This is a genomic window from Blastococcus saxobsidens (assembly GCF_002938435.1).
GTDB classification, from domain to species: Bacteria; Actinomycetota; Actinomycetes; order Mycobacteriales; family Geodermatophilaceae; genus Blastococcus; species Blastococcus saxobsidens.
Window position 1 is genome coordinate 147,896 of record NZ_POQT01000002.1, and the last position, 18,277, is coordinate 166,172.

Genomic DNA, 18,277 nt, shown 5'->3' on the forward strand with positions numbered 1-18,277 from the left:
GGGGCAGCTATCGTGCGACGCAGTGCGGGCAGCGGTACGCGCCTGCGGGGAAGAGGGAGATCCATGACCGGCCCGCTGCAGATCGTCCTGGGGACGATCAGCGTCCTGTTCCTGATCGTGTCGTCCGTGATGGCCTATCGGGCCGTCCGGGCGATGGTGCGGATCATCCGCACCGGCCAGCCCGACGGCACCCGTTTCGGTCCGGTCAAGACGCGCCTGAAGACGCTCGCCATCGAGTCGCTCGGCCACACGCGGATGCTCAAGTGGTCCTCGATCGGCATCGCGCACTGGTTCGTCTTCGTCGGCTTCTACGGTCTGTTCCTGACGCTGGTCGAGGCCTTCGGCGAGGTGTGGGACCCCGCGTTCCACCTGCCGCTCATCGGCAACTGGGGCCTGTGGAACCTGTTCGCCGACATCATCGGCACCGGCACGATCCTCGGGATCCTCTACCTGATCTACCGGCGGCAGAAGGACCACCCGCGCCGCCAGGGCCGCAAGAGCCGCTTCGCCGGCACCAACGAGGGGCGCGGCTACTTCGTCGAGGCCATCGTGCTCACGGTCGGCATCGCGATCCTGCTGATCCGCGCCCTCAAGGTCTCCTCCGACCTGACCGACGCCCCCGCCTGGTCGCACCCGGTCTCCGGCGCGCTGGCCACGATCCTGCCGGACAGCCCCGACCTGCTGACGGTCGTCGCGTTCATCAAGATCGTGGTGAGCCTGACCTGGCTGGTCGTCATCAGCCGGATCCTGAACATGGGTGTCGCCTGGCACCGGTTCAGCGCCTTCTTCAACATCTACTTCAAGCGCAATGCCGACGGCGCCCCCTCGCTCGGCCCCCTGCTGCCCATGACCTCCGGGGGCAAGCCGATCGACTTCGAGGACCCGGGCGAGGACGACGTCTTCGGTCGCAGCAAGATCGAGGACTTCACCTGGAAGGGGATGCTGGACTTCACCACCTGCACCGAGTGCGGGCGGTGCCAGAGCCAGTGCCCGGCGTGGAACACGGGCAAGCCGCTCAGCCCGAAGATGGTGATCATGGATCTTCGCGATCACCTCTACGCGAAGGCCCCCTACCTGCTCGGCGAGAAGACCGCGAGCGAGACGGCGCCGGACTACGACGTCCTCAAGCCCAGCGACGAGCAGGTCTGGGCCAGCGGCTACGCCCGCATCGAGGGCACCAACGACGCCCAGGCCCATCGCCCGCTGGTCGGCACGCTGGAGGAGGGCGGGGTCATCGACCCCGACGTCCTGTGGAGCTGCACGAGCTGCGGCGCCTGCGTCGAGCAGTGCCCGGTCGACATCGAGCACGTCGACCACATCATGGACATGCGCCGCTACCAGGTCTTGATCGAGTCCAATTTCCCCTCCGAGGCCGGCGTGATGCTGCGCAACCTCGAGAACCGCGGCAACCCGTGGGGCATGGGCGGCAACGTCCGCGAGGACTGGATCAAGGAGCTCGACTTCGACGTCCGCATGGCCGACGGCCCGCTGCCGGCCGAGGTCGAGTACTTGTTCTGGGTCGGCTGCGCCGGTGCCATCGACGACCGCGCCAAGAAGGTGACCAAGGCCGTCGCCGAGCTGCTGCACACCGCGGGCGTCGAGTTCGCCGTCCTGGGCAACGGCGAGACCTGCTCGGGCGACCCGGCCCGCCGCATGGGCAACGAGTTCGTCTTCCAGCAGCTGGCCATGGAGAACGTCGAGACACTCAACGGCGTCTTCGAGGGCCGCGTCCCGGGCACCCGCAAGATCGTGGCCACCTGCCCGCACTGCTTCAACTCGCTCGGCAGGGAGTACCCGCAGGTCGGCGGAGAGTACGAGGTGGTGCACCACACCCAGCTGCTCGGCAAGCTGGTGGAGGAGGGCCGGCTGACCCCGGTCACGCCGGTCGACCGCAAGGTCACCTACCACGACCCGTGCTTCCTCGGCCGGCACAACAAGGTCTACACGCCCCCGCGGGAGATCCTCGACTCCGTCCAGGGTCTGTCCACGCAGGAGATGCACCGCTGCAAGGACCGCGGCTTCTGCTGCGGCGCCGGCGGTGCCCGCATGTGGATGGAGGAGAAGATCGGCAAGCGGATCAACATGGAGCGCACCGAAGAGGCGCTCGAGCTCGATCCCGACGTCATCTCCACCGCGTGCCCGTTCTGCATCACGATGCTCAGCGACGCGCTGACCAGCAAGAAGCAGAACGGCGAAGCCGCCGAGCACGTCGAGGTCCTCGACGTCAGCCAGATCCTGCTGCGCTCGATGCAGCCGGTGGCGGTCTCCGCCCAGGGCGCCGCCTCCGGTCCCGACGTCGGCACCTCCGCCGAGGCCGACCCGGCCGGTGAGGGGTCCGCGGCCACGGAGCACGGCCCGCAGGCCTGACCCACCCGCACCGCACCACGACGGCGCGCGTTCCCGCGAGGGGGCGCGCGCCGTCGTCCCGGGGGACGGCGGATCGTTGCGCAGGCAAACGACCCGGCCGGGGCGGCGCACCCGTGATGGAGGACGATCCTCCGGTGACCAGCACCGCCCCCTCGCGCCGGCGCGGCCTCGCGCTCATCGCGGTCGCGATCGTCCTGACGGCACTGAACCTGCGGACCGCGGTCACCAGCGTGGGCCCGGTCCTGGAGGAGATCGAGCGGGGCCTGGGCATCTCCAGCGGGCTGGCCGGCGTCATCACCACGATGCCGGTCCTGTGCTTCGCGCTCATCGGCTTCACGGGGCCTGCGCTGTCGGCCCGCTACCGCGACGCGCACGTGCTGGCCGGAGCACTGGTGGCGATGGGCGGCGGCCTCGCGCTGCGCAGCGCGGCCGGCGGCTTCCCGCTCTTCCTGACCGGCACCGCGCTGGCGATGGTCGGCGGCGCGCTGGGGAACGTGCTGCTGCCGGGCCTGGTGAAGCGCTACTTCCCCACGCGCACCGGCACACTCGTCGGCGCCTACAGCACCGCGATGGGGCTCGGCGCGACCCTCGCCGCCGTCGCCGCGCAGCCGGTCGCGGACGCCTCGGGGCCGGCCGGGTGGCGCTGGGCGCTCGTCGTCTGGGCCCTCCCCGCGCTCGTGGCCGCCGGCGTCTGGCTGGCCCTCCCCGCCTCCCCCGGCGTCTCGCGCGACAGCCACACCGCCGTCCGCATGGGGGCGCTCGTGCACAGCCCGACGGCGCTGGCGCTCACCGCCTTCTTCGGGGTCCAGGCGCTGCAGGCCTACGTCGTCATCGGCTGGTCGGCCCAGTACCTGCGCGACTCCGGCATGTCGGCCGCCACGGCGGGGCTCCTGCTCGGGCTCAACTCGCTGGTGGGGCTGCCGCTGAGCGCGGTCATCCCCTCCCTCACCGTGCGACCGCGGCTGCAGCGGCCGCTGCTGCTCGTCTTCGTCGCCTGCTACGTCGCCGGCTGGGTGGGCCTCTGGACCACGCCGACGACGGCGCCCTGGCTCTGGATGACCCTCATCGCCGTCGGCATGGGCTCCTTCTCGATGGTGCTGACGCTCATCGGCCTCCGGGCCCGGACCCCGGAGACGGTCGCCGCGCTGTCCACGGTCACCCAGGGGTGGGGTTACGTGGTCGCGGGGTCGGGCCCGCTCCTCGTCGGCGTGCTGCGCGGCGTGACCGGCAGCTACACCGGCATGTTCGTGATCGCCCTGGCCGGCGTCGCGGTGCTCGCCGTCGCCGGCTGGGTGTCCACCCGCCAGGTGTTCGTCGACGACGAGGTCGAGCGGTCGGTGCCGGGCTGGTCACGGGCCGGGCGATGCACCGACGTGCTGGAGACCGCGGGGGCCGAGCCCCCGGCCACCGCGTCCGTCACGGAGGCCGCTCCCGGCGGCCGGGCGGCCGGTCCGCGCGGCGGCTAGGGGCGCCGCGTCTCCGCGCGGGTGAAGTTGCGGAAGGACCGCGACGGCGTGGGACCGCGCTGGTCCTGGTAGCGGGACCCGTAGACCGCCGAGCCGTAGGGGTGCTCGGCCGCGCTGGTGAGCCGGAACATGCACAGCTGGCCGATCTTCATCCCCGGCCAGAGCGTGATCGGCAGGTTCGCCACGTTGGAGAGCTCCAGCGTGATGTGCCCGGAGAAGCCGGGGTCGACGAACCCGGCCGTCGAGTGGGTGAGCAGACCGAGCCGGCCGAGGGAGGACTTGCCCTCCAGTCGCGCCGCCAGGTCGTCGGGCAGGCTGATGACCTCGAGCGTGGAGCCCAGCACGAACTCGCCGGGGTGCAGCACGAAGGGCTCGTCACCCTCCGGCTCGACCAGCGTCGTCAGGTCGTCCTGCTGCTCGGCCGGGTCGATGTGGGTGTACCGCGAGTTGTTGAAGACGCGGAAGAACCGGTCCAGCCGGACGTCGATGCTCGAGGGCTGCACCAGGCCCTTGTCGTAGGGATCGATGCCGAGGCGACCCTCGGCGATCGCGGCCGTGATGTCGCGGTCGCTCAGCAGCATGGCGCGGAGTCTAGGGAACGGCTCTCCCCTCCCACCGGGTGAATCCCGGCTGCGGGCTCTCAACCTCCGGACGCCGCAGGCCGAAGCGAGCCTGAAGAGCGCCTGCCGGCATCCGGTCCGCCCGGACGTCGGCCCTCCCGGACCGACCGGGCTGGCCGCGCCGGAGGACTGGAGCGCATGACGAGCAAGAAGGTGCTGGGCGTCGTAATGACCTCGGCGGTCGTCGCCGGTTATGCCGGTGCCGCGGTCTGGTCGGCCTGGGCCACGCCGCCCGTCGAGGTCGCCACCGACTTCGGCGCGGGCGACGGGCTCTCCCGGTACGTGCTGACCGCCGACACCGCCTCCGGCGAGCTGCTCACCGCGCTCGAGGACGTCCCCGGCGTGGCCAGCGCACAGTGGGTGGACGGCGCCCGCGCCCTGGTGGCGACGGAGGGCGTGACCGAGGAGCGGCTGGCCGCCGTGCCGGGCGTCACCGGGGTCGAGCCGTCGACGTCCGCGCCGCTGCTCGGCACCGTCACCGACCCCCTCTTCCCCCAGTACGGCTGGAACCTGGAGAACACCGGGAGCAACGCCTACGGGCAGGCCGCCGTGGCCGACGCCGACATCGACGCCACCACCGGCTGGGACACCGGCACCGGCATCGGCCGCGTCGTCGCCGTCGTGGACTCCGGCTTCGACACCGACCACCCGGACCTGGCCGGCTCGCTGTGGACCAACCCCGACGAGGACTGCGGCTCGGTCGACACCGACGGCAACGGCCTGGCCGGCGACTGCCACGGCTGGAACTTCTACGCCGACAACGCCGACATCGACAACGGGAGCCTCGGCAGCCACGGCACCAGCGTCTCGGGCGTCGTCGGCGCCCGTGCGGGCAACGGGCAGGGCCTGGCCGGCGTCGCTCCCGGTGTGTCGATCATGCCGCTGGTCGCGGGCGGCGGCAGCACCGTCGACATCTACCTGTGCGCCCTGGCCATCCGGTACGCCGTCGACCACGGGGCCGACGTCATCAACGCCTCCTGGGGTGGCGCGTTCGGCGGTCCCGCCCTGGACGCGCTCCGCTCGGCCATCGCCTACGCCGACGCCCACGGCGTCCTGGTCGTCGCGGCCGCCGGCAACGACGGCGGCAACCGGGACACCAGCATCGTCTACCCGGCCAGCCTGACCGACCCGAACGTCGTGACCGTCGGCAGCTCGACCGCCGCCGACACCGTCGCCGGTCACTCCGGCTACGGCGCGGCATCGGTGGACCTCTTCGCCCCGGGCGTCCGCGTGGCTGCGCCGTGGAACGACGGTGGCATGCGGCTGGTCGACGGCACGTCGTTCGCCGCGCCGCACGTCGCGGCGGCGATCGCCCTGTACCGCGCCGTCCGGCCGACGGCGACGGCTGCCGAGCTCAAGGCCGCCCTGCTGGCCGACGTGGACCCCGCCCCCGCCTTCGACGGCAAGTCGGTCACCGGCGGCCGGCTCACGCTGAGCCGCCTGGCCGACGAGGGCCGCGACGCGGTGCAGTACGCCTTCACGTCGATGACCGCGCGCCCCGGCACGGTGAGCCCGGGCATCGGGATCAGCGCGCCGGCCAGCAGCGGGCAGTTCTCGGTCGACGTCGGCCTGGGCATGGAGTCCGGCGGCGAGATCTGGGCGCTGGCGGACGAGGCCGTGACCCTGGACGGCGTCACCGTGCCGACCGACGACGAGGGTGACGCCCGCTTCGAGCTCGGCTCCCTGAGCGACTTCCAGGGCATCGGCCTGGCCCCGTCCATGGACCTGGGCGACGGCCGGTACGTGCTCACCGTGCAGCTGTACCGCGACGGCCAGCCCATGGGCCGCATGCACGCGGCTCCGCTGCTGGTCACCTCGGCACCTCCGGCCACCACCAGCCCGTCGCCGGCCGCGCCCACGCCCGGCGCGCCCGGCGGCCCCACCCCGACCGCTCCCACGCCACGCCCCGGGACGAGCACGCCCACCGTCCCCGGTGGCACCACGCCCGACGGCACCGGCCCCGGGGGCAGCACGCCGGCCCCGACCAGCCCGGCACCGGGCGGGACGACGCCCGGCGGCGGGTCCGCGCCGAGCACCCCGGCGCCCACGACGCCGGGCACCCCGGGCACGCCGGCGCCCACCGGCCCGACGCCGAGCACGCCGGCGCCAGGCACCCCGACGCCGACCACCCCGGCGCCAGCCACTCCGGCACCGAGCACCCCGGCACCGAGCATCCCGGCACCGGGGACCCCGGCGCCCGACGGCTCCGCATCCGCGAGCCCGGCTCCGGGCACCGGCCCGGGCACGACCGATCCCGGCACGACCGCACCCGCCACCCCGCCGGCCAGCACCACCTACCCCGAGGTCGGGCCCTTCCGCATCACGTCGCTGAGCCCCAACCGGGTCGACACCGCCGGCGGGACGCTGGTGACCATCACCGGCCGCGCCCTCCCCTCCGTCCCGACCGTGCGCATCGGCGCCAGCGCCACGGCCACCGTGGTGCGCAGCACCGTGGACACGCTCGTCGTCCGGGTCCCGGCGCGCACGGCGGGCAGCTACGACGTCACCATCACGGCACGGGACGGCCGGGCCTCGGTGCTGAGCAACGCGCTCACGTACGCCGACGCCGTCGGCTCCGGCCCGGAGCCGACCACGCCCCCCGGCGGCTCCACCCCCGGTGGCAGCTCACCCGACGGGTCGCCCCCCGGTGGGACCTCCCCCGGTGGGACCTCTCCCGGGGGGAGCACGCCGCCGGCCGCCGCGCCCGTGGTGCGCACCGGGCCCGGTGGCGAGCGTCTGGTCCGGTCCGACCGGTTCTCCCGGCTCGGTTCCATCTGGTCCTTGAACTGCTCGGCCAGCTGCACCGGCGTCGCGATCTGACGCCGCACCGCGCGCCCGCCCGGCGCGTCCCCTGAACCACCGCGCCCCGTCCGGCTTCCCCGTACGGACGGGGCGCGGTGTCGTCCGTCCCGGGGGTTCCGGCACGGCACGGGACTGCCGATGTATCGGGCGCGACCTTTCACCCCAGGGTTACCTTCGTGCTCGACACCCGGCCGGCCCCGCCGGCGCCTCGCGGCACCCGCGCCGCCCCACGTCCGACCGGGCGGGAGCGGAGCTTCTCCGCCGACGAGCTCATCGTCTCCAAGACCGACGTCCGCGGGATCATCACGTACGCCAACGACGTCTTCCTGCGGGTCAGCGGCTACGACCTGGACGAGGTGCTCGGCCAGCCGCACAACATGATCCGCCACCCGGAGATGCCGCGGGCGGTGTTCAAGCTGCTCTGGGACACCCTGGGCGCCGGGCAGGAGCTCTTCGCCTACATCAACAACCTGGCCAGCGACGGCGGGCACTACTGGGTGCTGGCCCACGTGACACCGTCCCAGGGGCCGGACGGCCGGGTCGTCGGCTACCACTCCAACCGCCGCAAGCCGTCGGCCGCCGCCGTCCGGCGGGTCCAGCCGCTCTACACCCGGCTGCTCGCCGAGGAGCGCCGGCACCCCAGCGCCCGGGCCGCCGTCGAGGCGTCGTCCCGCCTGCTCGCCGACGTCCTGGCCGAGCAGCAGCAGGGCTACGACGAGTTCATCTGGTCGATCATCAACCGCGAGGAGAGCTGAGATGGGCAGGCGGTCCGTGCGCGGTGACGCCGGGCGGCACACCGACGCCGAGGAGCTGGCGGTCTACCGCGAGTTCGTCGGCCAGCTGACCTCGGCCTGCGACGCGGTCTCCCGGGGCGACCTCGAGGTGCGCAGCCGGCTGGCGCCGGCGGCCGAGGGCGTCCCCGAGCTCACCGCGCTGCACCACGCCCTCAACCGGGTCCTGGACGTCTCCGACGCATTCGTCCGCGAGTCCTCGGCCGCCCTGTCCTCGGCCGCCGTGGGCCGGTTCCACCGGAAGCTGCTCACCACGGAACTGCTCGGCGCCTTCCGGCGCAGCGCCGTCGACATCAACGGCGCCCGCCGGGCCATGCAGGAGACCGACGGGCGGGTGACCGAGGCCCAGACCAGCCGGCTGCGGCTGGCCGACGAGTTCGAGTCCGTCGTGCTCTCCATGTCCGAGCAGGTGGCGACGGCGGCCACCGAGCTCAGCGCGTCCGCTTCCGGTCTCACCGCCGCCGCGTCCGCCGCCAGCACCGAGGTGGGCACCGCGCGGGAGACGATCACCTCGCTCACCCGGTCCTCGACCGAGATCAAGGAGATCAAGGAGATCATCGCGCTGATCGACTCGGTCGCGGCCCAGACGCGGCTGCTGGCGCTCAACGCGACCATCGAGGCGGCGCGCGCCGGGAGGCGGGCAAGGGCTTCGCCGTCGTCGCCTCCGAGGTCAAGGACCTGGCCGACCAGACGGGCCGGGCGACCGAGCGGGTCACCGCCCAGGTGGAGCAGATCCGGCAGGCGTCGGAAGACGTCGCGGAGGTCATGAGCAGCGTCGGGGGCACGGTCGGCGAGATGAACGGGTTGGTCGACGGGATCGCCGCGGCCGTCGACGGCTCGGCCTCGCTCAACACCGGGTACGACGACGTCATGGGGCTGTCGCAGATGGCGGAGAAGCTGCGGTCGGAGGCCACCGGCTTCCTCGCCGAGATGCGCCGCTGAACAGGGGCGGCTGCCGCGGGGGCGGGACCACGAGGTAGTCTCGTCGCCGTTCGCGGGTGTAGTTCAATGGTAGAACATCAGCTTCCCAAGCTGACAGTGCGAGTTCGATTCTCGTCACCCGCTCCACGGAAAAGCGCAGGTCAAAGTGCCTGGTACCATCTGTCGGCGTGGCTGGAAAGTCGTCTGAACGACCCCCCTCGGCCCTCTATGACCCCCTGTTTTCCGCTCCGCAGGTCATGGATAGGTCACGCCAGGATTGGTACGGGCAGGTGAAGCCCTCTCCGCAGGCGCATGACGAGCGCGTGACCAAAATCGGTCACGCCGCCCCTGTCGGCAGATCTTGATGGGCGTCAACCTTCCTCGGCCGGTCGAGGCGATAGCGACGGAGCATGGCGACGGTCCAACGGCTGACCTCGATCGGCAGCTGCAGTGGCAGCGCGATGGAGAACCACGGCTCGCGCCCTCCGAGAGGTTGAGCGTTCGTGGCGGGCGGCAAGGTCTACGTCGTCGACAACGCCACTGACAAGGCTAATCTCGGTCCAGATGGGCAATCAGGCGTGAAGTAGCCCCGGCGGCGACGTCGAACCGTCCTACCGATCCGCCCAGGGGTGCGTCCATATGTCGGGGGCCACCAGCAGCCTTGACAGCTGTGACCAACCACGCCGACCGCTCGACAGGCCCGCGTCGTTTCACGTGCGCCTAATGATCGCGACACGCCGGGGCGCGACACGCCGAGCCGCGCCGGATATGAACTACACCGACGAGATTTTCTTCCGTCCACACGCTATTCGCGCTCGCCCACAGGTGGCATCCACACCGAAGTCCGCGCCACTCCACATGTCGACACGCCTCCATCCACGGACTTGTCCACAAGTTGTGCAGAGCGACGTGCACACCGGTGTTGGACGGCTGACACACATCGGTGCAGCGTCATCGGTGCAGGCGGAGGACCGGACCAGGCGCCAACCAACCCCGGTCCTCCGCAGCCCCGAGCCGCCAACGACGAGCACCACGGAGCCACGAGTCATGCTGCCAGCACCGCCATGCCCGGAAGACGCCAACCGCCCATCCCCTGTCCGACGGCGGGCAGCGTGATGTCCACCGAGCGGGAGATCCGTGTCGCCGCCCAGAATCAGGTCGCCGTTGCGTCGGTCTCCTATGCCTTGGACCCGAGCGAGCGAGAGCGCCTCGCCCTGCGCACCGTCCTCGCCTGCGCCCGTCTCCACGGCCTGACGGTCGCGGAGCTCCGCGACGCATCGGGTCTGGACGAGCCGTTCATCACCTGCTTGCTCGAGGCGGCGGGCGCTGCCTGACGAGCTGACGTGTGCGAGCCCCGATCAGTCGCTCGCCCGGGAGAGGGGTTCTCCTTGCTCCAGCCGTGTGAGCTGCGGTAGATGACCCAGAACTGACCCGGGATGCACGGCTGCGTGTGGCAACTGATGGAACCTCGTGTTCACCTCGGGCTTCATGGTCGAGCGTTGTTAGTCGACGACGACCGATACTGGGTGAGTTTCGGACTTTCTGCGGACTCTGCGGACTGTGTGCGGACTGAGACGGCGTGATGGGCTGGCTCACCGAGCCGCCTGAGGAGCCGGGCGACCGCTCCACAGCCCGGCCGAGGGTTCTGGCTGCAGCGGGGTCGCCGGATAGGGCGCTGCGCGTCCCTTCGGGATGGGCCTACGGCCCACCCTTCCCCCGGCCCGCCGCAGCCAGATCGAAGCCGGTTGTGGGAAGCGGTCAGGAGTGTGTGGATGTGCGGTTCAGTCACCAGAATCAAGCTGTCGACGGCGCTCGAATCTGAGGCCGATGCGACGGCCGAAGATGAGGCCACCGGTTGGTGTGCTTAGTCTGCCTGGTTCTGCGTTCTGATGCTGGGGAGACTGTCGATGCCGCGGCCGCGGAGCCGATAGCTGGCGCCCTTGAGGGTGAGCACGTCGGCGTGGTGGACGATGCGGTCGATCATGGCGGCGGCGACGACTTGGTCGCCGAACACGCCGGCCCAGCCGGAGAACGGCAGGTTGCTGGTCAGCACGAGCGAGGCGTGCTCGTAGCGGGATGAGACGAGTTGGAAGAACAGGTTCGCGGCGTCTTGTTCGAAGGGCAGGTATCCGACCTCGTCGACGATGATCAGCCCGTAGCGGCGCAGCTTGGTCAGCTCTTGCGCGAGCCGGCCGGCGCGGTGGGCGTCGGTCAGCCGGGTGACCCAGTCGGTCGCGGTGGCGAACAGAACGCGATGTCCGTGCCGTGCGGCGGTGACGCCGAGCGCGATCGCCAGGTGGGTCTTTCCGGTGCCCGGCGGACCCAGCAGCACGATGTTGCGGGCCTCGGTCAGAAACGCCCCGGAGGCCAGCGAGCCGACCTGGGTCCGGACGGCGGGCTGGGCATCCCAGTCGAAGTCCTCGAGGGTCTTGCGGGCCGGGAACCCGGCCGCGCGGATGCGCAGCTCCGCGCCGGAGGCGTTGCGCGCCGAGACCTCACGATCGAGCACGGCGGCGAGGTAGTCCTCGTGAGTCCACCCGGCATCACGCGCCTGCTCGGCAAGCCGCTGTGCGGTCTCGGTGATCCGCGGAGCCTTCAGCGCGGCCGCCAGGTAGTGGATCTGCTTGATCGACTCCGTCGTGGTCGTGGTGGCCATCACGCGACCTCGCCGTCGATCAGGCCGAACGCCCGGTCGTAGTCGGCCAGGTCCCGCATCAGTTCGTCGCCGGCAGCTTCGCGTGGCTGCCGTGCCTGATGGCGCAGGACGGCTGCGGTCTGGACGTGAGCCGGATCGGTGACAGTGGTCCCGCGGGCCCAGGCCCGGGCATGGTCGCCGACCATGCGGCCGTCGAGGCGGACCCGGACGCGGTCCAGGTCGGCGCTGACGTCGACCATCCTGCCGATCGCGATCGGGTCGACGGAGTAGTCACTGGCGGCCAGGCGGACGTAGTAGTCACGGCCGAGCCGCACCCGTTCCCGCCAGCCCAGCAGCAGCGGAACCGGTGGCAGCGGCAGCATCTTTGCGCGATCGGCCTCGATCAGGTCGACCGGGCGGGCCTTGATCGTGCGGACCGGCCGCTGGTTGGCTCGTTGCAGCCAGTCGCCGAACTGGGCGTTGAAGTCCGCCGGTGAGGCGAACGTGCGGCCGGGCATGAACGAGGTCTCGAAGAACCCGTTGCGCCGCTCGACCACGCCCTTCGATTCCGGGTCATTGGGCCGCAGCTGCACCAGCTTCACCGCCAGGGCCCCGACGAACGAGGCAACCCCGGCCGCGAGGCGACCGCCGCGACCGATGCCCGACTCGTTGTCCCAGATCAACCGGCGCGGCACCCGCCCCAACTCCTGGATCAGCTCCCAGGACCCGAGCAGCAGATCCTCCGTCCGCCGGGTCGGCAGCATCCGCCCGGTGATGAACCGCGAGTGCGCGGCCACCATCACCAGCACCGGCAGCAGCGCGGTCGAGCCGTTCTCCAACGGGATCCGCTTGGGCGGGAACCACAGGTCGCACTGCGCCGCGTCACCGGGCTCCCAGACCAGCCGGTCAGCGGGGTCAGGCCGGCGATAGTCAGGCCGCAGCAACCGGACGTTGTCCCGGAACCAGGTGATCGATCCGGTCCAGTCGACCCGCTCGGCGATCACCGTCGCCGGCATCTCCGGATGCTCGGACAAGATCGCCCGCACCCTCGCCTCGAACGGCGTGAAGGCCGTCCGCGCAGCCTTGCGCTCGTACTTGGGCGGCCGGTCCGACGCCAGAGCCCGGTCGACCGTCGCTCGCCCGATGCCCAACTGCCGCGCGACCTGCCGCCGCGGAACCCCGTCGGCGACAAGCCGCCGGATCAACGCCCAGTCCTCCACCGAGATCACCCATCCAATCTGTCTGGGTGGCCTCGTTTTCGACCGTCGCTATGGCCTCGTTTTCAAGCGTCGCCGACACAAGCGGTTCTTTGTGCTGCGAGCACCTACCCTGCGATTTGATCTTGAGGCGCTAACTGCGGCGGCCCGCGACGGCTGGTCGCGGGAGTATTGGGTGCTTAAAGAGTCCCTGTCGCCGGCCCGGCGGTAACGACGATCTCCGCCACCTGCTTCCGAGCGGAGGTTTCACGCCCGCCCGGAAGCCCCGGCTGATCCGCTGGTCGGAGGTCGCGTGGGATGCCAGGAGCGACCGCGACCACCCGGAGGCCGCGCTCCGGCCGCCGTCCAGGGTGGAAGTGCGGCGCCAACTCCAGCGAGACGCCTGGTCGGCGGCGGACCGCCTGCGGCGAACTCGGCTCGGTGCTGATCTGCTGAGGGCGCCGGCGGGCCGCACCCGCGTGGTCAAACCAGATCTTCGACGCCGTCGTGTGGTGGTGCATGCGGGGACCGGCGCGATGCCTGTGAAGACCCGGTGGGCGCCGCGACTCCACGGTGCTGGAGGACGCGGCACGTCGGATACGGCACGGTTCATGGCCTGCCGCACAATCGCGTCGCCTGCGGACGGCGTGCTGGCGCCACGTCACGACCAGCGCTCAATCCCGGGCTTGGGGCACGAAACAGTGACCACCTTAGTGCAGCGCCGCCCTCATGTCGGCGACCACGGCCCCTCGATTGAGAGTGGACGAAGTTTGACTGTTAGACAGGGTTGGCTGTATTCAGCTTCCACTGTACCGTCCTCGCCGTGATGCCGGCCCTGCACGCTGATGTCCTCGCCCGCTTCGGCCACGCCCTGTCGGACCCCACTCGGACGCGGTTGCTGCTGTCGCTCCGCGAGGGGCCGGGTTACCCGTCCGAGCTGGCGGAGATGCTGGGCGTGACTCGGCAGAACCTTTCCAACCATCTGACGTGCCTACGCGGCTGCGGTCTGGTCGTCGCGGTCCCGGAGGGCCGACGGGCCCGCTACGAGTTGTCCGATCCCCGTCTCGCGCACGCGCTGGGCGACCTGCTGGGCGTCGTACTGGCCGTCGATCCGGATGCCTGTCCGACCGCAGTGACGGAGGAGTGCTGCTGATGAGCGCCCAGTTCGTGCCATTGCAGTCGGCTACGGCGCGCCCGCGCCCATCGGCGGCCCGCCGCGCGCTCCTGGCCCGGCGCGTCCAGCTATTCGTGGCCGCGACGATCACGTACAACGTCATCGAAGCGGCTGTCGCGCTCACCGCCGGAGTCCGGGCGTCGTCCTCGGCGCTGATCGGGTTCGGTCTCGATTCGGTGATCGAGGTGTCCTCCGCGCTGGCGGTGGCCTGGCAGTTCGCCGGCCGCGATCCCGAGGCCCGGGAACGGGTAGCTCTGAAGGTCATCGCGGTGTCCTTCTTCGCTCTCGGCGCCTTCGTCACCGTCGACGCCGTGCGCTCGCTGGTCGGCACCCGCGAGGCGGAGCACTCGTCCGTCGGTCTGGTCCTGGCCGCGGCGAGTCTGGCGATCATGCCGGTGCTGTCCTACGCGCAGCGTCGTGCCGGCCGCGAACTCGGGTCCGCCTCCGCAGTGGCGGACTCGAAGCAGACGCTGCTGTGCACCTACCTCTCCGCAGTGCTGCTCGTGGGCCTGGCTCTGAACAGCCTCTTCGGGTGGGCCTGGGCCGACCCGATCGCAGCCATGGTCATCGCTGCCGTGGCGGTCAAAGAGGGTCGAGAGGCCTGGCGAGGCGACGCCTGCTGCTCCCCCGCCGCAATCCTCCCGCCCGGCCTCGCCGCTGGCGGCGGGGACGACTGCTGTTGCTCACCCGGACGCGACTGCTCCAGCCCTGGTAAGCCGGCGCACTGAGCACAGTCGCCCTCGCCCTCTACCTCCTGGGGCTCGTCATGACGGTCCGGGTGAAGGGAAAGGTACCGATGGCTCCGGCGCAGGGTACTGGCGCCGCGTCAGCGCGACGCCAGTGATTGCCGCGGTGTAGCGCTCGGCCGCCATGCGCGCCCCGGCCAGCCCTCGGGCGGCGGGACCGAGCTCCAGCGCGGCGAGTCCCCCGCTCAGGTGCACTGAGGTCCCAGCCCAGGAGAGATCGGGACCGAGCACGGGTAGTCCGTCGACCACCTCCACTGGCGCCTCAGCGGCCAGCCCGGCGGTGAGCGGCTCGGTACCTACGTCGTAGGCGTATCCGGTGCCGAGCCAGATGTGGTCGGCGGCGATCTCGCGGCCACCGTCGAGCTGGACGCAGCAAGGTGACGTCCCGGCGACCGTTCCTACGTGCACCCGGATCCGCGGATGGTCGACCAGTGCGTCCCGGACCGCAGCAGGTACGGTCCCCGGCCGAGCCCCACGCACCTCCTCCGCGCGGGCCGCCGGAGGAAGAGCGGCGAAGCGCGGCAGCTCTGCGCCCAGCCAGCCGGCGTCGACGTCCATCAGCCGGGCGCGGAGCGGGGCGCGGACGACGAGCAGCACCCGGGCGCCGCGCTCGGCGGCGCACAGGGCCAGCTGCGCGGCGGTGAGTCCTCCACCCAGCACGACGACGACCTGGCCGGCGCGGACGGCGGACAGGTCGACGTCCGCGCTGTGCACGGCGGCGGCCACCGGTGCGTGCCGGCGCGCGAACCCGCCGGCGAGCACGACCGAGCGGACGCGCAGGCGGTCGCCGGACAGCTCGACGTCCACACCACCGTCGGTACGCGGATGCAGCCCGGTCACGGCGTGCGGTATCCGGGCGGGCCCCAGCTCGTACCGGCCCACGAGGGAGCGGCAGAAGTCGGCGAACAGCGAGGCAGTCGGCGCACCCGCCGGCCCGCTGAACTCGGCTGTCCGACCGGCCGTCTCCGCCCAGTCCAGCAGGGCGTAGGGCTCGGGGTGCGGGTGGTGCACGCAGGCCGAGCGCAGGGCGAGCAGCTCGAGCGCCGCGGATCGTGCATCCCAGGCGGCTAGCCACGGCCGGGGATCGGCCACGGCCAGCCGGCCGGTCAAGGTGGGGTCGGCCGCCAGCAGGTAGCAAGCGGCGGTGAGCCCGTGCGGCCCGGCGCCGACGACGAGTACCTCCGGCGGGGTCACCGACGTATACCCGTTGTCGGCGGCGGCCGGGTCATGCGGCTACCGCCAGCACAGAGCCGTCCACCGTGCCCGTGAGGATCCGCGTGCCGTCCGGGTTCCAGGCCAGGGTGGTCGCGCGCGCACCGGCATCGATCCGCAGGCGGGGCCCGGCCTGGCGTCGGGCGGCGTTCGGGGACCACAGCGCCATGCCGCCGTCACGCCCGGCGGAGGCCAGCAGGTTCCCGGTCGGCTGCCAGGCCAGCGCGCTGACCTGGGCGTCGTGTCCGGCCAGCGTGCGGGGGCTGCGCCCCATGGGGCCCTTCCCCGAGAAGTCCCACAGGTGCACCTCGGTGGTGCCTCCGTTGGCCATCCAGCGGCTGGTCCGGTCGAAGGCCAGCGCGTCGACCTTCTCGGGATACCCGGTCATCTCGGCGTCCTCGCCGGACCAGAGGCGCCAGATGTGGACGCTGGCGTCCTGGTTGCCCGAGGCGACCCAGCGGCCGTCGGGGCTGACCCGGGCCAGCAGCAGGGAGCCGCGCCAGTCGAAGGTCCGCACGGGGTCGGGTGACGGCGAGGCGACAGAGAACCAGCGCAGGCCGCCGTAGGCCGCCGCACCCACCCGGCTGCCATCGCGGCTCCAGACCACGTCGGTGACCGTGCTCGGCTGGCCGTCCCAGCGGGCGAGGACCGCACCGGCCGGGTCGAGCAGCACCAGGCTGCGGCCGGTGGCCACCGCCAGGTGGCTGCCCGAGCGGGACCACGCCAGAGCGTGCACCCAGCCGCCGACCTCGACGTAGGCCGGTTGTGAGGAGTCGGTGCCGAGCAGTCCCACCCGCCCGTCGGCGCCACCGGTGGCGAGGACCGATCCGCCCGGCTGCCAGGCCAGGGCCAGCGCACCGCCGTCGTGCCGCGGGCCGGGGCCCAGTGCGACGCCGTCCCGGCCGTCGAGCAGCGTGACCCCACCGGCGAGGTCGGCGACCGCGATCCGGTCGTCGGCCGACCAGCGGGCGACCGCCACCGACTCGGGCACCGCCGTGCGCCAGGCGGTGGCTTCCTGCGTTGCGGCTGTCATGCCGCCGGCACCGGTGCGGCCAGGCAGCCGCGCAGGCCGGCCTCCAGGGCGGCGCGATCCAGATGGCGCCCGATGAACACCACGCGGTTGACGCGCTCCGCTTCGCCCCAGGGCTCGCCCTGGGTGCCGTCGAAGAGCATGTGCACGCCCTGGAAGACGTAGCGCTCGGGCATGCCGCGGACGGCGAGGATGCCCTTGCTGCGGAAGATGTCCACGCCCTTGGCCGAGAGCAGCTCGCCGAGCCACTCGTTGAGCCGCTCTATGTCCAGCTCCCCGGCGAACTCGATGCCCACGCTGGTGACTGTGAGGTCGTGCTGGTGCTCGGTGTCCTCCAGGAAGGCTGGATCCAGGTCGAGGGCACGGGAGAGGTCGAACCCGCCGACGTCGAGGACGGCGCCGAGGTCGACCTTCGCCTGGACGGTCTCGTGCACGTCGGCCAGCCGGTTGATCTCGCTGATCCGGCGGCGCACCTCGGCCAGCTGCTCGGTGTCGACGAGGTCGGTCTTGTTGAGCACGATGCGGTCAGCGAAGGCGATCTGCTCGAGCGCCTCGTTCTCCACGCCCTCGGACTTCTCCTCGTCCAGGTGCTGCAGCAGATGCGCGGCGTCGACGAGGGTGATGATGCCGTCCAGCCGCAACTGGCTGCCGATCTCGTCGTCCATGAAGAAGGTCTGCGCGACCGGTGCCGGGTCGGCCAGGCCGGTGGTCTCGATGAGGATGTGGTCGAACTTGTCCTTGCGTCGCATCAGGGTGCCGAGGATGCGGATGAGGTCGCCGCGAACGGTGCAGCAGATGCAGCCGTTGTTCATCTCGAACACCTCCTCCTCGGCGTCGATGACCAGCGCATCGTCGATGCCGATCTCGCCGAACTCGTTCTCGATGACGGCGATGCGCAGGCCGTGCTGCTCGGTGAGGATGCGGTTGAGCAGGGTGGTCTTGCCCGATCCGAGGAAGCCGGTCAGGACGGTGACGGGGACCTTTTCGGCAATGGAAGTGGTCACGGAGCGCTCCTCAGTGCCTCGACGGGCGTGGCGGTGGCGAAGGCGCTGCGGACGTCGGCCAGGGACACCTCGTCGGCCGGACGGTGGATCGTGCGATGCACCGGCGCACCGGGTGTCAACACAGCGAGCACCGTCTCGACCGGGGCGCAGCCGGCCTCCCGGCAGGTCAGCTGGGTGACGGTCACGGTGTCCTCCTCGCCGAGTCCGAGGCAGGTGCGCACCCATCGGCGAAGGCGGTCGACGAGGTCGGGGGGCAGGGGTTCGGGACGCTGCCCGATCAGGGGTCCGAGAGCCATGTCACCCACCATAATGG

The 18,277-nt window shown here is 71.7% G+C and carries 15 protein-coding genes, 1 tRNA gene and 1 pseudogene; 10 read left to right on the forward strand and 7 right to left on the reverse strand.

Annotated features, from left to right (window positions below; translation table 11 throughout):
• Positions 1 to 63: 63 nt before the first annotated feature.
• Positions 64 to 2,367, forward strand: a complete 2,304-nt coding sequence (locus C5507_RS02020; protein ID WP_104526863.1) for a heterodisulfide reductase-related iron-sulfur binding cluster — start codon at positions 64 to 66, stop codon at positions 2,365 to 2,367.
• Positions 2,368 to 2,501: 134 nt separating this feature from the next.
• Positions 2,502 to 3,833 (forward strand): CynX/NimT family MFS transporter, encoded by a 1,332-nt coding sequence (locus C5507_RS02025; RefSeq protein ID WP_242611207.1) that lies wholly within the window; start codon positions 2,502 to 2,504, stop codon positions 3,831 to 3,833.
• On the opposite strand, the gene dcd is transcribed toward C5507_RS02025, so the two are convergent.
• A complete protein-coding gene (gene dcd, locus C5507_RS02030) occupies positions 3,830 to 4,414 on the reverse strand; it encodes a dCTP deaminase (RefSeq protein WP_104526864.1) in 585 nt (194 codons plus the stop codon). The genes C5507_RS02025 and dcd overlap by 4 nt on opposite strands.
• 177 nt (positions 4,415 to 4,591) lie before the next feature.
• Between dcd and C5507_RS02035 the strand changes: the two genes are divergently transcribed.
• The 6 genes and pseudogenes from C5507_RS02035 (at position 4,592) to C5507_RS02055 (ending at position 10,301) form a co-directional block, all read left to right on the forward strand.
• Positions 4,592 to 7,273, forward strand: coding sequence for a S8 family serine peptidase (locus C5507_RS02035; protein WP_104526865.1), 2,682 nt, complete (start codon positions 4,592 to 4,594; stop codon positions 7,271 to 7,273).
• 158 nt (positions 7,274 to 7,431) lie between these two features.
• Positions 7,432 to 8,010: a PAS domain-containing protein gene (locus C5507_RS02040; RefSeq protein WP_104526866.1), complete on the forward strand. Its 579-nt coding sequence runs from the start codon at positions 7,432 to 7,434 to the stop codon at positions 8,008 to 8,010.
• A gap of 433 nt (positions 8,011 to 8,443) precedes the next feature.
• A pseudogene (locus C5507_RS23000) lies at positions 8,444 to 8,799 on the forward strand (methyl-accepting chemotaxis protein); the annotation flags it as partial.
• Between the two features lie 12 nt (positions 8,800 to 8,811).
• Positions 8,812 to 8,988: a hypothetical protein gene (locus tag C5507_RS23005; RefSeq protein WP_242611407.1), complete on the forward strand. Its 177-nt coding sequence runs from the start codon at positions 8,812 to 8,814 to the stop codon at positions 8,986 to 8,988.
• A gap of 52 nt (positions 8,989 to 9,040) precedes the next feature.
• Positions 9,041 to 9,114 (forward strand) — tRNA-Gly (locus C5507_RS02050).
• 965 nt (positions 9,115 to 10,079) lie between these two features.
• Positions 10,080 to 10,301 carry a hypothetical protein gene (locus tag C5507_RS02055; protein WP_130504276.1) on the forward strand — a complete coding sequence of 74 codons (222 nt, stop codon included), beginning with the start codon at positions 10,080 to 10,082 and terminating at the stop codon, positions 10,299 to 10,301.
• A 530-nt stretch (positions 10,302 to 10,831) separates the two neighbouring features.
• Here the strand turns inward: C5507_RS02055 and istB are convergent.
• Both istB and istA read right to left on the reverse strand, forming a co-directional pair.
• Positions 10,832 to 11,623 (reverse strand): IS21-like element helper ATPase IstB, encoded by a 792-nt coding sequence (istB, locus tag C5507_RS02060; RefSeq protein ID WP_104526869.1) that lies wholly within the window; start codon positions 11,621 to 11,623, stop codon positions 10,832 to 10,834.
• On the reverse strand, positions 11,623 to 12,831 hold the full coding sequence (gene istA, locus C5507_RS02065; protein WP_104526870.1) for an IS21 family transposase: 1,209 nt from the start codon (positions 12,829 to 12,831) through the stop codon (positions 11,623 to 11,625). The genes istB and istA overlap by 1 nt, the downstream gene beginning before the upstream one ends.
• Positions 12,832 to 13,624: 793 nt before the next feature.
• Here istA and C5507_RS02070 point away from each other — a divergent pair.
• Both C5507_RS02070 and C5507_RS02075 read left to right on the forward strand, forming a co-directional pair.
• A complete protein-coding gene (locus C5507_RS02070) occupies positions 13,625 to 13,951 on the forward strand; it encodes an ArsR/SmtB family transcription factor (protein WP_104526938.1) in 327 nt (108 codons plus the stop codon).
• Complete coding sequence (locus C5507_RS02075) at positions 13,951 to 14,700, forward strand: cation efflux transmembrane domain-containing protein (protein ID WP_104526871.1); 750 nt, start codon at positions 13,951 to 13,953, stop codon at positions 14,698 to 14,700. Before C5507_RS02070 ends, C5507_RS02075 begins: the two co-directional genes overlap by 1 nt.
• A gap of 36 nt (positions 14,701 to 14,736) precedes the next feature.
• Here the strand turns inward: C5507_RS02075 and C5507_RS02080 are convergent, their stop codons facing one another.
• Genes C5507_RS02080 through C5507_RS23010 form a run of 4 tightly spaced genes read right to left on the reverse strand, consistent with a single transcriptional unit; the run spans position 14,737 to position 18,260 of the window.
• Positions 14,737 to 15,912 (reverse strand): FAD-dependent oxidoreductase, encoded by a 1,176-nt coding sequence (locus tag C5507_RS02080; protein ID WP_104526872.1) that lies wholly within the window; start codon positions 15,910 to 15,912, stop codon positions 14,737 to 14,739.
• A 31-nt stretch (positions 15,913 to 15,943) separates the two neighbouring features.
• The gene (locus C5507_RS02085; RefSeq protein ID WP_104526873.1) at positions 15,944 to 16,963 is read right to left on the reverse strand and encodes a WD40 repeat domain-containing protein; all 1,020 of its coding nucleotides are present in this window, start codon (positions 16,961 to 16,963) and stop codon (positions 15,944 to 15,946) included.
• Complete coding sequence (locus C5507_RS02090) at positions 16,960 to 17,964, reverse strand: CobW family GTP-binding protein (protein WP_242611208.1); 1,005 nt, start codon at positions 17,962 to 17,964, stop codon at positions 16,960 to 16,962. The genes C5507_RS02085 and C5507_RS02090 overlap by 4 nt, the downstream gene beginning before the upstream one ends.
• Positions 17,961 to 18,260, reverse strand: coding sequence for a hypothetical protein (locus tag C5507_RS23010; RefSeq protein WP_242611209.1), 300 nt, complete (start codon positions 18,258 to 18,260; stop codon positions 17,961 to 17,963). The genes C5507_RS02090 and C5507_RS23010 overlap by 4 nt, the downstream gene beginning before the upstream one ends.
• Positions 18,261 to 18,277 lie beyond the last annotated feature (17 nt).

Bases quoted from the DNA above. Each gene is read 5' to 3' on its own strand.
- dcd (WP_104526864.1), bottom strand. From the start codon at position 4,414: ATGCTGCTGAGCGACCGCGACATCACGGCCGCGATCGCCGAGGGTCGC.
- C5507_RS02035 (WP_104526865.1), top strand. From the start codon at position 4,592: ATGACGAGCAAGAAGGTGCTGGGCGTCGTAATGACCTCGGCGGTCGTC.
- C5507_RS02070 (WP_104526938.1), top strand. From the start codon at position 13,625: ATGCCGGCCCTGCACGCTGATGTCCTCGCCCGCTTCGGCCACGCCCTG.
- istB (WP_104526869.1), bottom strand. From the start codon at position 11,623: ATGGCCACCACGACCACGACGGAGTCGATCAAGCAGATCCACTACCTG.
- C5507_RS02020 (WP_104526863.1), top strand. From the start codon at position 64: ATGACCGGCCCGCTGCAGATCGTCCTGGGGACGATCAGCGTCCTGTTC.
- C5507_RS23010 (WP_242611209.1), bottom strand. From the start codon at position 18,260: ATGGCTCTCGGACCCCTGATCGGGCAGCGTCCCGAACCCCTGCCCCCC.
- C5507_RS02085 (WP_104526873.1), bottom strand. From the start codon at position 16,963: ATGACAGCCGCAACGCAGGAAGCCACCGCCTGGCGCACGGCGGTGCCC.
- C5507_RS02075 (WP_104526871.1), top strand. From the start codon at position 13,951: ATGAGCGCCCAGTTCGTGCCATTGCAGTCGGCTACGGCGCGCCCGCGC.
- C5507_RS23005 (WP_242611407.1), top strand. From the start codon at position 8,812: ATGAGCAGCGTCGGGGGCACGGTCGGCGAGATGAACGGGTTGGTCGAC.